We start from the raw sequence: 12,840 nt of genomic DNA on the forward strand, positions 1-12,840 counted from the left end.
CGGAGAGCCGGGCGCCTACGTGGCGGACGACGTCGAGGCGAGGCGGGTGGGATCACCGCTTCGGCGGACGGTCAGCTCGCCATGCGGCCCCACAGCGGTCCGATCCGGGCCCACTCCTCGTCCCACCGGTCCACCCGCAGGCGTTCCAGGCGGCCACGGAGACGACGGCCGGCGACGAAGGGGACGGCCGCCGCTCCCCCGCCCGCGAAGATGCCGATCAGCCAGGCCCGCAGCCGGGCCACGGTGACGGTGGTCGGCCGGTCGACGAGGTGCCCGTCGGGATCGGTCCACACCAGGACCGGCGTGTCCGCCGCAGTGCCCGCCGCGACCCGTACCTGGCCGGAGCGGGCGGTGCCGTCCGGCCCCGTCCAGCGGACCCTCGTCCACACGACACGGCCGGCGGGCCCGGTCGCCTCCGGCGCGTCCTCGAACAGCTGGGCGGTGACGGTGCGCGACTCCGCGCGCTCCCTCGCGAGGCCGTTCTCCACGACGCCGACGGTCACCAGGCCCGCGACCACACCGCCCAGCACCGTGAACACCCCGGCCGCAAGCATGATCCAGGCCTCCAGGACATCGCTTCGCCGCCGCAGCGGGTTGCGCCGCCACCTCCACAGCCAGACCCTCGGACCACGGAACGCCGCCATCAGGGGCATCCTCCTCACGACCGCACGGACACGGAACATCCCCCTCCCATACGTGTGCGCGCCGCACGATGCTCACGCCCCGTGGCCGCCGGCTCGTCCGGCACGGGCGCCGGGGGCCGCCGACCCCTCCCCCCGAGAGACCCGGCGAGCAGCGCCGCGAGCCCTCGGAGTCCGCCGCCACACCCAGTCCGACCTGCACAAACACCAGGACGAAAGGTGACTGTCAGTGCCGGGGTGCAGACTGGCCCGTAGCGCAGACAACGACGTCGCGGAGGTGGCCGGTCATGGCCGACGTACTGCTCACGGTAGGCACCCGCAAGGGTCTCTTCATCGGGCGACGGCGCGGTGGCGCCTGGGAGTTCGACGAGAGTCCGTATTTCAACGCGCAGGCCGTGTACTCGGTCGCGATCGACTCCCGGGGCGGGAAGCCGCGGCTGCTGGCAGGCGGGGACAGCGCGCACTGGGGCCCGTCCGTGTTCCACTCCGACGACCTGGGCCGTACGTGGACCGAACCCTCGCGGCCCGCGGTCAAGTTCCCCAAGGAGACGGGTGCCTCGCTGGAGCGGGTGTGGCAGCTGCACCCGGCGGCCGCCGAACCGGACGTCGTGTACGCGGGGACGGAACCGGCCGCGTTGTACCGCTCGGAGGACCGGGGCGAGTCCTTCGAGCTCGTCCGCCCCCTGTGGGAACACCCCACGCGCTCGAAGTGGGTCCCCGGAGGCGGCGGCGAGGGGCTGCACACCATCCTCACCGACGAACGCGACGCGCGGGCCGTGACAGTGGCCGTGTCCACGGCCGGGGTCTTCCGCACCGCCGACGGCGGCGCGAGCTGGGAACCCGCCAACTCCGGTGTCTCCGCCGTGTTCCTGCCCGATCCGAACCCCGAGTTCGGGCAGTGCGTGCACAAGGTCGCGCGCGACGCGGCGAACCCGGACCGGCTCTACCTCCAGAACCACTGGGGTGTGTACCGCAGTGACGACGGGGCCGGGCAGTGGACCGACATCGGCGCGGACCTGCCGTCGACGTTCGGGTTCACGGTGGCGGCGCATCCGCACCGCGGGGACACGGCCTACGTTTTCCCGATCAACGCCGACGCGGACCGGGTCCCGGCCGACCGGCGCTGCCGGGTCTTCCGTACGGACGACGCCGGCAGGACCTGGGAACCGTTGACGGCGGGCCTGCCCTCCGAGGACCACTACGGCACGGTGCTGCGCGACGCGCTGTGCACGGACGACGCGGACCCGGCGGGCGTGTACTTCGGCAACCGCAACGGCGAGGTGTACGCGTCGGCGGACGACGGCGACAGCTGGCAGCAGCTCGCCTCGCACCTCCCGGACGTCCTGTGCGTCCGCGCGGCGGTCCTGGTCTGAGGCAGGGGCCCGTCATCCCGCGAGCACGGCGGTCGCGAGCTTCACCCGGGCACGGATCGACTTCTTGATCTCGGCCAGGGCCGCGCTGTTCCTCGCGATCGCCTGCCGCTGCAGGGCGGAGTCGACGGCGTACCAGACGCCGACGACGTTGTTCCGCGTCTTGCAGTCCGCGTCGGCGCGGGCCGCCGCCTTCTCCTTCGCCGACGCGGTCCCCGTGCGCCAGGCGCTGTCGCCGCCGGCCGCGAGCGGGTCCGGGTAGGAGAGGCCACGGGCCTCCATGCACTGCGACCACTTGGCGAACACGGCTCTGACCAGGGGGTGCTTCCGCGAGGACTCGAAGCTGTCGATGTTGATGTCGTTGGGGAGCTGCGCGTCGCCGCCGGCCTCCGGCCCTTCGGAGAGCAGTCGCGTCCGGGCCTCACCGACACAGCCGCCGACAGGGATCTTCCGGCCCTTGTGGACCTGCCCGCCGGCCGCGGTGGAACCGGGCTTGACGTGCGGGTCGTTCGTTCCCGTCAGGACGAGGGTCGTCTCCGCGGACAGCGCCGCGGGTTCGACGGCCGTCGGGGCGGTCCTGCTGCCGGGCGGAGCGAATCCGTCGACCGCCGCCGCCTCGGGATCGGTCACGCCGTACCGGAACTGGGTGGGGGTCCTCGGCCTGAACACCGCGGCCGGGGCGGGAGAGGTGTAGCGGAACCCGAACCGGGCCATGCATTGTTCGGTCAACTCCGCCTGCGCCGCGGTCAGTTCGTCCGACTGCTTGTCGCTCAGGAGGTAGGGGGCGATCGGCAGTTCCCGGTCGGCGGCCGTGATCAGCCTCGGCACGGAGGAGACCTCCGGCATGACGACGGCCGCGTCCTGCGGCCGGGAAGGCCCGGAGGACGACGGTGACGGCGAGGACGAGGAGCAGCCCCCGGCCATCAGCACGGCCGCCGTCGCCAGGACGACGGCGGCTTTCGGACGGCCGGGGGCGGGGGACGAGTTCATGGGCCGGTGTGTCCTCGATGCGGTGGGTGGGTACACAAGGACGGCCGAGCGTGCGGCCGGGGCGCGGGGGGGGCGCCCCGCCCGGTGTCTTCGGGGCGGGGCGCCCCCTGCGCGAGGCTGCGGTGAGCAGACCTCGGCCGGTCGGAACGTCCCGCCGGATCAGCCGAACTTGCCGGAAGCGTTCTCGTTGCGCAGCGTGGTGTTGAAGTTCCCGCCCCCGCCGGCGGCGAAGCGCTGGCTCGCCCCGGTGTAGTTGACGTGGTAGTACACGGTGAAGGCGTTGTTGAAGTCCCAGTTGTCCACCGAGGCCGCGTTGTTCCGGACTCCCTGGCCCGCGCCGGCACTGCCGTTGGCGCTGGCGGTGAAGGTGTAGCCGGAGTAGTTGGGGATGTTGGGGAACTGCTTGAAGAAGGCCCCCTGGTAGTTGGGGTGGTAGTACAGGCAGGCGTAGCCGCTGGAGCAGGTCGTGTCGGCGGCTGACGCGGGACTGATGGTGAGGGCGGTGGCACCGGCGGCCAGGACGGCCGCGACGGCTGCCGAGCGACGTACGTTCTTCACGGTGTCTCGTGTCCCTTCCGGTACGGATGCGAGCTGCCAGCCATACTCGCGAGCGCGTTCGGCCGGGGGACACCCCTTTCCATCGCGGTCGAAATGCGCAGGTGACCGGCTGCCTCGTCACGTCTCCGATCTCAAGTGCCCGGGGGGCGAGCCGCGTTGACCAGGGCGGACCCGGTGGAGGTCCGGGTGTGCAGGATGAGCTCGCCCTGCCGCAGGGTGCTCAGAAGACCGGCCGCGCGCAGTGCGGACAGATGATGGCTCACCGTCGCGGCGGACACCCCCACCCGGCGGGCGAGTTCCCCGGACGTGGCCGCGGTCTCGGTGGCGATCAGGATGGAGGCGCGGGTGCCGCCCATGAGCCGGCCCAGAGCCCGGACCGTCACGGGTGCCGCCGTCCTGTCGTACCCGGCGGGATAGACGAGGACGGGCGGCAGGGCGGGATCGGCGAGCGAGTTCGCGGGTCCCTGGCCGAAGTGCGACGGGGCCAGGAGCAGTCCTCGTCCGTTCAGACGGAGTGTCTGGTCGACGGAGTACCGGACGTGCAGGACAGGGGGCGTCCACCGCATCAGCGGCAGGTAGCTGTGCAGCAACCCGTGGACTCCGCCGTCGAGCAGGGCGCGGGTGCGAATGGCCCGATCCGCCTCGACGCTGTTACGGATCGCGTTCCAGTAAGGGGCGAGGGCGACACGGTGATAGTCCCGCAGGAGTTTGCGTAAGTCTTCCCGGGCCGTAAGGTCCGCTTCGTACAATCGCTCCAGCCAGGCGGATCCCCGGCCCCGGTCGAGGAGGTCGAGTTGACTGCGCAGGACGTTTTCGGGACTTCCGGCCACCGACTCGATGATCGATTCGATCCCTCCGTACTGCCGGTTCTGCGGGGTCAGAAAGTCCGGAAAATATCCCGAGGCCGGAATCATGGGCATCAGCATGAGCCGAATGCGCTGCAACAGATCACTGCGGGCCGCCTCCGCCCTGACCTGCTGATACCACGGTTCGTACCGGGCCACGGCCAACCGTCTGCGTAATCGGAAGACGCTCAATACCAGTTCCCACATGGGATCCGGCGACGAGATCACCCGGATTTTCAAGAGATCTTCGTTCGTGAAATGAATCCGCAGCATCCCTCACCCCCACGAGGCCCCGCACCTCGTCGGTCATTTCCTATACCAGGAATGCCCGGCCCGCAAGAAAACTTCTCGCAATTCCACGCGCGCCAATCCCGCCCGCTCCGTCCGGCGGGTGGCTGAATTTCCGTCGACGTTTCAAACGAGTGGGTCGGCCCGGTCCGCCCCGGCACCACCGCGGCCCCGCCCGCGCGGCCGCTCGCGGAAATCGCCGCCCAGGGCGGGCCCAACGCCCCACCGTGGCAAGCACTTTGAACCCGGAGACATCCGATTCGGCAACGAATCGGTCATCCCCGGTCGCGGGACGGCCACCGGTTTGATCTCGGCCATGTGTACGGCAGTAGGGTGACGCCCGTGGCACCACGACCGTTGCATGAGATCGTCGAACCGGGCTGGGCGAAAGCCCTCGAACCCGTGGCCGGACGGATCGCCCAGATGGGCGACTTCCTGCGCGCGGAGATCGCCGCGGGACGCACCTACCTACCGTCCGGGGCGAATGTCCTGCGGGCCTTCCAGCAGCCCTTCGACGAGGTACGCGTCCTCATCGTCGGGCAGGACCCCTACCCGACCCCGGGACACGCGGTGGGCCTGTCGTTCTCGGTGGCCCCGGAGGTGCGTCCGCTGCCGCCCAGCCTGATCAACATCTTCCGCGAGCTGAACACCGACACCGGCGCTCCCCAGCCGTCCACCGGCGACCTCACCCCCTGGACAAAGCAGGGCGTGCTGCTGCTCAACAAGACGCTCACCACGGCCCCCCGCAGGAGCAACGCGCACCAGGGCAAGGGCTGGGAGGAGGTCACGGAACAGGCCATACGGGCACTGGCCGCGCGCGGCCGACCACTGGTGTCCATCCTGTGGGGCCGCGACGCGCGCAATCTGCGCCCCCTGCTCGGCAATCTTCCGGCGGTCGAGTCCGTACACCCTTCACCCAGGTCGGCCGACGGCGGTTTCTTCGGCTCGCGCCCCTTCAGCCGCGCCAACGACCTGCTGGCGCGGCAGGGAGCGGAACCGGTGGACTGGCGCCTGCCGTGACACCGGACGGCACCCACGGCGACCAGGTCCGCGCCCCGGCGCACGGACCGGGCCCCTCCGTGGTGCTCGCCGTGGACTCCGGGGGCTCGGGACTGCGCGTGGCCCTCGGCGCGCACGGGGTGGCGGGCGACGCCGTCGTTCCCGTACACCGGGAGGACGCGGCACCCCCGGCCCGGCTCGGCGGGCCGCTGACCTCCGAGGAGCCGGTCCGTACCGGTCCGCGCGGGATCTCGTCCCGGCATCTGCTGGACCAGCTCCTGCCGATGGCACGGCGCTTGATGGCCGAGGCGGGCGCCGAACGGCTCGGGGCCGTCGCCGTCGGCGCGGCCGGCCTGGCCACGCTCGGCGACGAACTGCGGGACGAACTGCCGGCCGCCCTGGAACGCGAACTGGGCGTACGGCGGCTCGCCCTGGCGGCCGACGCCGTGACCGCGTACACGGGCGCCCTGGGTGCCCGGCCGGGCGTCGTGATCGCGGCGGGCACCGGCATGATCGCGACCGGTACCGACCTCACGTCGTGGCGCAGGGCCGACGGATGGGGCCATCTGCTCGGCGACTGCGGCGGCGGAGCGTGGATCGGCCGCGCGGGACTGGAGGCGGCCCTGCGCGCGTTCGACGGGCGCGCGGGCGGTTCGGCCCCGCTGCTGGCCCGGGCCGAGGCGGTGTTCGGGCCCCCGCCGGAACTCCCCGGCCTGCTGTACCCGCGGACCGACCGGGCCGCCGTGCTGGCCTCCTTCGCCCCCGAGGTGGCCGGCCTCTGCGCCGACGACCCCGTGTCCTCGCGCATCCTGCGGACCGCGGCCCGGCACATGGCCGAGGCGGCCGCCGCGGTGTGCCCCGCCGACGGCGAGCCCCGTCTGGCCCTGACCGGAGGCGTGTTCACCATGGGCGCCGCGCTCCTCGGGCCCCTGACACGGGAGTTGGCCGAGCGGCTGCCGCACGCCCGGCACGTCCCGGCCGCGGGCGATCCGCTCGACGGCGCGCTCCGGATCGCGGCCGACCTGGCGGACGGCCGGCTCGCGCTGCCCGCGGACGAGCGGATGTTGTGCGTGGTGACCGAAAAGCCGTACCGGGAAACCCATGACACGAATTCACCGTAGGGCCGACAAGTCGACAATTACCGATCGCTTCCGATCCGTACGTAACTCATCAGACAAAAGCGGACGGATACCGCTCACCTGCACCCTCCCCGAACAGGGGAACCCGATAAACCAGTAACATGCGGCGCCATGAGCTCCCCCACTGGGCCCGCGTCCGGCCTGCCAGTACGAATGCCGCGACCCCGCCAAGCCGGGCGGCACCGCCGTCCGGAACCCCTGGCGGCTCCTGAGGGCGCGCCCGCGCTCGTCCTCGCGGTGCCGGGCACCCCCAGCGCCGCCACGCGCAGCCTCGCCGAGGAGGTCGTGAGCATCGCCCGCTCCGAGCTCCCCGGCCTCGATGCCCGCATCGGTTACCTGGACGGGGACGACGAGTTCCCCACGCTGCAGTCCGTGCTGGCCCACGCCGCCGAGGAGCGCACCGCGCGCTTCGAGCAGGCCCGCGCCGCCGGCGCCGACGTCTCCGAGCCCGACGGCCCCGTCGGCATCGTTGTCCCGCTGCTCGCCGGTCCGGACAACGCCCTGCTGCGCCGCATCCGCCAGGCGGTCATGGAAAGCCGTGTCGCGGCCGAACTGACGGACGTCCTCGGTCCGCACCCGCTGCTCGCCGAGGCGCTGCACGTGCGCCTCTCCGAGGCCGGTCTGGCCCGCGCCGACCGCGCCCGGCTGTTCACCGTGGCGACCGCCGCGGACGGCATCGTGCTCGCCACCGTCGGCGGTGAGGACGCGGTGCAGGCGGCCGGCATCACCGGCATGCTGCTCGCCGCGCGGCTCGCCGTGCCGGTCATGGCGGCGGCCCTCGACCAGGAGGGTTCCATCGCGGCCATCGCCGAGGAGCTGCGTGCCTCCGGTTCGCAGCAGCTCGCGCTCGCCCCGTACCTGATCGGCCCGGAGCTCGACGCGGGTCTGCTCGACGCCGCCGCCAAGGAGGCCGGCTGCAGCGCCGCCGAGGCCCTCGGCCCGTACCCGGCGATCGGCAAGCTCGCGCTCTCCCAGTACACGACGGCGCTGGGTATCGCGCCGCCGCAGACCCAGGGAGCGCCGGCCTTCTAGCCGGCCGCCACACCCGCACCACCCGTACCGCCCGCACATCGAAAGGGCCCGCTCCTGATCCAGGAGGGGCCCTTTCCCGTTCCCACGGGCACGGCGCGCACCGGGCGCGCCGCTCGCCCGGCGTCGGCCCCGAGGGGCGGCCGGGTCCGCCGGATCAGCCGAGGACCACGCAGGACGCGGCGGGCGCCTCGACCGAGCCGCCACGGAGCGGGACACCGGTGTCCGGGTCGACGGTGAACCAGGTCACGTCGCCGGAGCGCTCGTTGGCCGCGTACAGGAAGCGCCCCGAGGGGTCGAGGGCCAGCGCGCGGGGCCAGACGCCGCCGCAGGGGACCTCGGTGACGAGCGTGAGCCGCTCGCCCGCCTCGCCGACGGCGAACACGGAGACGGTGTCCCGGCCCCGGACGGCGCTCCACACGAAACGGCCGTCGGGCGACACGACGATGCCCGAGGGGTACGCGTCGCCGTCCGGGGCGGCGGACAGGACCGGCGTCTCGCCGACGGGCCGCAGCGAGCCCTCCGCGGCGTCCCAGCGGCAGACGGTGAGGGTCGGGGCGAGTTCGTTGAGGACGTAGGCGTGCCCGCCCCGCGGGTGGAAGGCGAGATGGCGCGGCCCGGAGCCGGGACGCAGGACGGTCTCTCGGTGCAGGGTGAGCGTTCCGCCGTCGAGGGCGCACACCCGGACCGAGTCCGTGCCGAGGTCCACGCTGACGGCCCAGCGGCCGGTGGGATCGGACTGCACCTGGTGGGCGTGCGGGGCCCGCTGCCGCTGCGCGTACGGGCCGGAACCGGTGTGCCGGAGCACGCCGGACACGGCGGGCGCCAGTCCGCCGTCGGGCCGGACGGGCACCACGCTGACGCCGCCCGAACCGTAGTCCGCGGTCAGGACGTGTCCGTCGAGGACGCCGAGGTGGGTGGGGCTGTCACCGGTCCGGGTCGGCGGGCCGGTCAGTTCCGGCTTGTCGCCGTCCACCCGGTAGGCGGCCACCGCGCCCTCGACGGTCTCGCTGACCGCGTACAGGACGTCGTGCGCGGGGGCGAGGGCGAGGTACGAGGGGTCGGGCACGTCGTCGACCGCGCTCAGCACGGTCAGCGCGCCGGTGTCCGGGTCCACGTCCGCCGTGAGCACCCCGAGGCCTCCCGCCGCCGTGAACGAGCCGATGAACGCCCGCTGTCGCCGCATCCCGCCGTGCGTCACTTCAGTCCCCTCCCGGTCCCGCGTCGTCGGGGCGACGCTAGCAGTCGTTCCGCTGCGGTCTAGACCAAAGGGGGGACCGCGGGCCGGCGCCCGGAACGGCGGCCGGCCGGACCTCCGACGGACGGGAGACCGGGTGCGACCGGGTGCGCGCCGGACGGGAACCACGCGGGTGCCGAGTGCGCGCCGGCGGGAACCGTGCGGATGCCGGGCGCCCACGGGCCCGGGTGCGGCACACCGCCGAGGTGGGTACCGTGCGTAATCGTCAAGTACTCAAAGTGACGAACGCGGCGGGAGTCGCCATGCCCATGCTGCTCATCAAAGGCTCGTTCAAGGTATCGGAGAGGGCCAAGCCGGACGGCGACACCGTCCCGTTCGTCCCGGACGACCCGGCCGACTGGAAGCTCGTACCCGGGTGCAAGCGGATCCTGCCCGCGGCCGACGGCCACGCCAACATCCGGCTGGAAGGCGTCGACGCGCTGGAGACCCACTACGGGGGCAGTTACGGGCCGGACCAGCACCAGCCGATCGGCCTCGCGCACCGGGCCGCGGACGAGCTGCTGAAGTGGCTCGGCTTCACCGGCATCGTCCGCGGGGCGGACGAGACCGTCACCCTCACCCCGGCCGCCGTGCCCGGCTTCATTCTCACCCGGGGCACCGACGTCTTCGGCCGCTGCGTGGCCCTCGTCGGCCGCGGCGCCCCGCCCGGATGCACGGGTTACGAGATCGACGTCGACGAGGCCCTGGTGAAGAAGACCGCCAACCACCACCTGCTCTCGCTGGGCCTGGCCTACCCGACGTTCTACAAGGGTTTTCCCGTCCGCCTGCGCGACGTCCTCGCCACCGCCGCCAGACAGGCGCGGGAGTCCACACCCCCGCTGGGCGTGTGGGCCGAGGACGTGACGCGGTCCGGTGTGAAGATCACCGGAATGACCTCACTCACGGCCGACGACGGGGCGGTCGTCCTCCCGAAGCTGTTCCGCCGACTGAAGGAGTACCTGGACCTCGACCCCATGGACCCGTCGCTGGCCTGTTTCCCCTCCTACCTGGCCGGAGGCGCGGACGAGTTCCGCATCCCGCCGGACACGAAGCGGATCATCGGCCTGCAGAACGTGGTCGAGATCACCGACGGCAACACGGTGAGGATGACCCACCAGCCCGAAGAGATCGTTTTCGAGGAGAAGTGAACAGGACCGGAGCGACCGGCCGTGACTCACGCCGCCGAGCCCCCCGCCCGGTCCCTCGCCTCCGAATCGGCGAGGACCGCCCGCGTCCCGCCCCCGGGCGGGCCAGGGCTGCCGTCCGGGCCGGCGGGAAGGAGAACGGCCCCCGGAGCGCCGGACGGCGCTCCGGGGGCCGGAGAAAGGACCGTGCCGCCGACGTCAGGCGCTGACGACGAGCCGCGAGCGGGAAACGGGACCGCGCAGCGGTACCTCCATGTCGACGAGCGCCCGCTCCAGGCCGTGCAGGTGCACGAGCGCCTGCTCCGCGCCGGGGTGGTGGCCGGGAACGCCGTGGTGGGCCACGGGAGCGCCTCCCGGCACGGCGCCGACCAGGGACTCCATCGCGGTCTCGACCCGTCGGCAGGCGGCCGTGAGGCGGGCGTCGTGCGAGGCGTCCGGGTCCGCGGCGACGGCGGCGAGGCCGCGCACCTCCCGGGCGCAGTCGTCCAGCAGGGCGAGGATCGCGCGGGCCCGCTCCTTGCGCTGCCGCATCGGGTTGAGCGGGTGCACCAAGGGCGCGAGAGCCATCCGCACGCGTCCCAGAAGCGCCTCGAGCTGCCCCGCGAGCGGCGCCGGGTCGGCCTCGGCGTCGCCGGCGAGCCGACGGGCGGCCGCCGACGTGCAGCCGTGCACGGCGTGCAGGGCACGCTCGATCCAGCGGTCGGTGACCGTGTGCGTGGTGATCGGCAGGACGAACGCCACCGCGAGCGCGGCACCGAGCGCGCCGACGCCGGTCTCGGCGAGCCTGAGGCCCAGCAGTCCCGGGTGCAGGACGCCGAGCAGCCCGTAGAGCAGACCCGCCATGACGGTGACGAAGAACATCATCCAGCTGTACGAGGGCGCGGCCGTGTAGAAGATCCCGAAGACGCTGACCGCGACGAGGACGGCGGTGGGCGCGGGCGCGCCGTGCAGCGGTACGGCGACGAGGAGTCCGGCCATGATCCCGGTGAGCGTCCCGATCACCCGCCGGAAGCCGCGGACCAGCGTCTCACCGCGCGAGGCCGTGTTGACGAAGATCCACCACGCGGTGCCGACGGCCCAGTACCAGCGGTCGTGCGAGAGCACCTGGCCCGCGGTGAGCGCGAAGGCGCAGGCCGCGGTCGCCTGGAACGCCTGGCGGGTGGCGGGGCGCGCCAGCCCGCGCCCTTCCAGCGGCGACGGCGCGGCGGGCGGCGGGGTGCGCCGCTCGATGCACCAGGCGCCGAACCGTACGGCGGAGGTCGCCGCCAGCGACAGGACGACGGCCGCGTACAGCTGCGGGAGCTGGCCGGGCACGGCGTGCAGGAACTGGGTCGTGAAGAACATCATGAAGGCGAAGATGCCGAGCGCGTGCCCGCGCGGGCCGAAGCGGCGGGCCCAGACCCCGGCGAAGACCACGGCGAGCCAGAGCGCGTCCCGCACCAGCGGCGCCCCGTGCAGGGTGGTCGCCACCGCGAGGACCGGGAAACCGGCCACGGGCAGCAGCGCGGTGGTGCCGGCCTGGCCGCGCACGGTCGGGTCGCCGACCGTGAACATCGCGAGGAGCGCCGCGAGCCCGCCGGCGATCGAGGCGGACAGCGAGAGTCCGGCCAGTTGGCACAGGGTGACCGCGAGGCCGATGCCGAGGACCGCCCGGATCGACACCCTCAGCCGGAACAGTCCCGGATCCGGCGCCATGAACATCTTCTTCACCTTGGGCGTCCCGCCCCCACTTCGCAGTTTCAACTCGGATTCGGCATGCGCGGCGCACATGCGAAAGGCGCCGCGGGTCCGGTACGGCGTCCTTGCCGTCCGGCGCTGCGCAGCGCCATCGATACGGACAAGGTACGCGGGAGCCCTGAACTGGCTCAACCGGCATCATTTCGACTGGGCCATTGGTACAGTCGAGGGAGAACATTGTCGGCCGCGAGGAGGCCAACGGACCATGCCCGTGGACGAGCTCGACACCCGCATCCTGCGGCTCCTGCTGGAGCAGCCGCGCACCAGCGTCCGCGAGTACGCCCGGGTCCTCGGTGTCGCCCGCGGCACGCTCCAGGCCCGCCTCGACCGGCTGGAGCGGGACGGGGTGATCACGGGAACGGGCCCGTCCCTGTCCCCCGCGGCCCTCGGCCATCCCGTGCTCGCGTTCGTGCACATCGAGGTCACGCAGGGCCATCTGGACGACGTGGGCGACGCGCTCGCCGCCGTGCCGGAGATCATCGAGGCGTTCTCGATCACCGGCGGCGGCGATCTGCTCACCCGGGTCGCGGCACGCGACAACGCCCACCTGGAGGATGTGATCCAGGCCCTGATCAGCCTGCCCGGAGTGGTCCGCACCCGGACCGAGGTGGCCCTGCGCGAACGGGTCCCGCACCGGCTGCTGCCGCTGGTGGAGTCGATCGGGCGGACGGCACAGGGCTGACCGCGCCCGGACGGCCGACGGGGGCCGGCCGCCGCACGAGCAGGTCCGTCCCGGACACCGACGCGGAGTTCCGGACTCAACTCCACGCACAGCAGGGCTACTTCCCCATGTAGCCCGTGGCGGGCGGGAGTTGTCGCCACGGCCGCCCTCCGGCCCTCCGTCGCCCACGGACGAATTCCA

The 12,840-nt window shown here is 73.0% G+C and carries 12 protein-coding genes; 6 read left to right on the forward strand and 6 right to left on the reverse strand.

The features are described 5' to 3' along the window. Positions 1–71 precede the first annotated feature (71 nt). Positions 72–644, reverse strand: coding sequence for a hypothetical protein (locus tag ACFW6B_RS21960; RefSeq protein ID WP_386598172.1), 573 nt, complete (start codon positions 642–644; stop codon positions 72–74). Between the two features lie 284 nt (positions 645–928). Here ACFW6B_RS21960 and ACFW6B_RS21965 point away from each other — a divergent pair, with 284 nt between their 5' ends. After that, the gene (locus tag ACFW6B_RS21965) at positions 929–2,014 is read left to right on the forward strand and encodes a WD40/YVTN/BNR-like repeat-containing protein (protein WP_386598173.1); all 1,086 of its coding nucleotides are present in this window, start codon (positions 929–931) and stop codon (positions 2,012–2,014) included. A 12-nt stretch (positions 2,015–2,026) separates the two neighbouring features. Here the strand turns inward: ACFW6B_RS21965 and ACFW6B_RS21970 are convergent, their stop codons facing one another. From ACFW6B_RS21970 to ACFW6B_RS21980, 3 genes are all read right to left on the reverse strand, one after another. Beyond that, positions 2,027–3,001, reverse strand: a complete 975-nt coding sequence (locus tag ACFW6B_RS21970) for a hypothetical protein (protein ID WP_386598174.1) — start codon at positions 2,999–3,001, stop codon at positions 2,027–2,029. A gap of 159 nt (positions 3,002–3,160) precedes the next feature. Further along, a complete protein-coding gene (locus ACFW6B_RS21975; protein ID WP_386598175.1) occupies positions 3,161–3,559 on the reverse strand; it encodes a peptidase inhibitor family I36 protein in 399 nt (132 codons plus the stop codon). 131 nt (positions 3,560–3,690) lie between these two features. Then, the gene (locus ACFW6B_RS21980) at positions 3,691–4,479 is read right to left on the reverse strand and encodes an ArsR/SmtB family transcription factor (protein ID WP_386598176.1); all 789 of its coding nucleotides are present in this window, start codon (positions 4,477–4,479) and stop codon (positions 3,691–3,693) included. A 555-nt stretch (positions 4,480–5,034) separates the two neighbouring features. On the opposite strand from ACFW6B_RS21980, the gene ACFW6B_RS21985 reads away from it, so the two are divergent. From ACFW6B_RS21985 to ACFW6B_RS21995, 3 genes are all read left to right on the forward strand, one after another. Continuing rightward, positions 5,035–5,712, forward strand: coding sequence for a uracil-DNA glycosylase (locus ACFW6B_RS21985; RefSeq protein WP_386598177.1), 678 nt, complete (start codon positions 5,035–5,037; stop codon positions 5,710–5,712). Then, complete coding sequence (locus tag ACFW6B_RS21990) at positions 5,709–6,812, forward strand: N-acetylglucosamine kinase (protein ID WP_386598178.1); 1,104 nt, start codon at positions 5,709–5,711, stop codon at positions 6,810–6,812. Before ACFW6B_RS21985 ends, ACFW6B_RS21990 begins: the two co-directional genes overlap by 4 nt. Before the next feature lie 129 nt (positions 6,813–6,941). Continuing rightward, on the forward strand, positions 6,942–7,862 hold the full coding sequence (locus ACFW6B_RS21995) for a sirohydrochlorin chelatase (RefSeq protein WP_386598179.1): 921 nt from the start codon (positions 6,942–6,944) through the stop codon (positions 7,860–7,862). 154 nt (positions 7,863–8,016) lie between these two features. Here the strand turns inward: ACFW6B_RS21995 and ACFW6B_RS22000 are convergent, their stop codons facing one another. Then, complete coding sequence (locus ACFW6B_RS22000) at positions 8,017–9,045, reverse strand: lactonase family protein (protein WP_386598180.1); 1,029 nt, start codon at positions 9,043–9,045, stop codon at positions 8,017–8,019. A gap of 314 nt (positions 9,046–9,359) precedes the next feature. Between ACFW6B_RS22000 and ACFW6B_RS22005 the strand changes: the two genes are divergently transcribed. After that, positions 9,360–10,244 (forward strand): thermonuclease family protein, encoded by an 885-nt coding sequence (locus tag ACFW6B_RS22005; protein WP_386598181.1) that lies wholly within the window; start codon positions 9,360–9,362, stop codon positions 10,242–10,244. A gap of 195 nt (positions 10,245–10,439) precedes the next feature. Here the strand turns inward: ACFW6B_RS22005 and ACFW6B_RS22010 are convergent, their stop codons facing one another. Then, on the reverse strand, positions 10,440–11,942 hold the full coding sequence (locus ACFW6B_RS22010) for an FUSC family protein (RefSeq protein WP_386598182.1): 1,503 nt from the start codon (positions 11,940–11,942) through the stop codon (positions 10,440–10,442). 241 nt (positions 11,943–12,183) lie between these two features. Between ACFW6B_RS22010 and ACFW6B_RS22015 the strand changes: the two genes are divergently transcribed. Next, positions 12,184–12,660 (forward strand): Lrp/AsnC family transcriptional regulator, encoded by a 477-nt coding sequence (locus ACFW6B_RS22015; RefSeq protein ID WP_386598183.1) that lies wholly within the window; start codon positions 12,184–12,186, stop codon positions 12,658–12,660. The last annotated feature ends 180 nt before the right edge of the window (positions 12,661–12,840 follow it).

Origin of the sequence: Streptomyces sp. NPDC058751, assembly GCF_042746485.1 — a bacterium.
Lineage (GTDB): Bacteria > Actinomycetota > Actinomycetes > Streptomycetales > Streptomycetaceae > Streptomyces.

Excerpts from the sequence above, each read along its gene's own strand:
- ACFW6B_RS21960 (WP_386598172.1), bottom strand. The coding sequence starts at position 644 with ATGGCGGCGTTCCGTGGTCCGAGGGTCTGGCTGTGGAGGTGGCGGCGC.
- ACFW6B_RS21965 (WP_386598173.1), top strand. The coding sequence starts at position 929 with ATGGCCGACGTACTGCTCACGGTAGGCACCCGCAAGGGTCTCTTCATC.
- ACFW6B_RS21970 (WP_386598174.1), bottom strand. The coding sequence starts at position 3,001 with ATGAACTCGTCCCCCGCCCCCGGCCGTCCGAAAGCCGCCGTCGTCCTG.
- ACFW6B_RS21980 (WP_386598176.1), bottom strand. The coding sequence starts at position 4,479 with ATGCCCATGATTCCGGCCTCGGGATATTTTCCGGACTTTCTGACCCCG.
- ACFW6B_RS21995 (WP_386598179.1), top strand. The coding sequence starts at position 6,942 with ATGAGCTCCCCCACTGGGCCCGCGTCCGGCCTGCCAGTACGAATGCCG.
- ACFW6B_RS22000 (WP_386598180.1), bottom strand. The coding sequence starts at position 9,045 with ATGCGGCGACAGCGGGCGTTCATCGGCTCGTTCACGGCGGCGGGAGGC.
- ACFW6B_RS22005 (WP_386598181.1), top strand. The coding sequence starts at position 9,360 with ATGCCCATGCTGCTCATCAAAGGCTCGTTCAAGGTATCGGAGAGGGCC.
- ACFW6B_RS22010 (WP_386598182.1), bottom strand. The coding sequence starts at position 11,942 with ATGTTCATGGCGCCGGATCCGGGACTGTTCCGGCTGAGGGTGTCGATC.
- ACFW6B_RS22015 (WP_386598183.1), top strand. The coding sequence starts at position 12,184 with ATGCCCGTGGACGAGCTCGACACCCGCATCCTGCGGCTCCTGCTGGAG.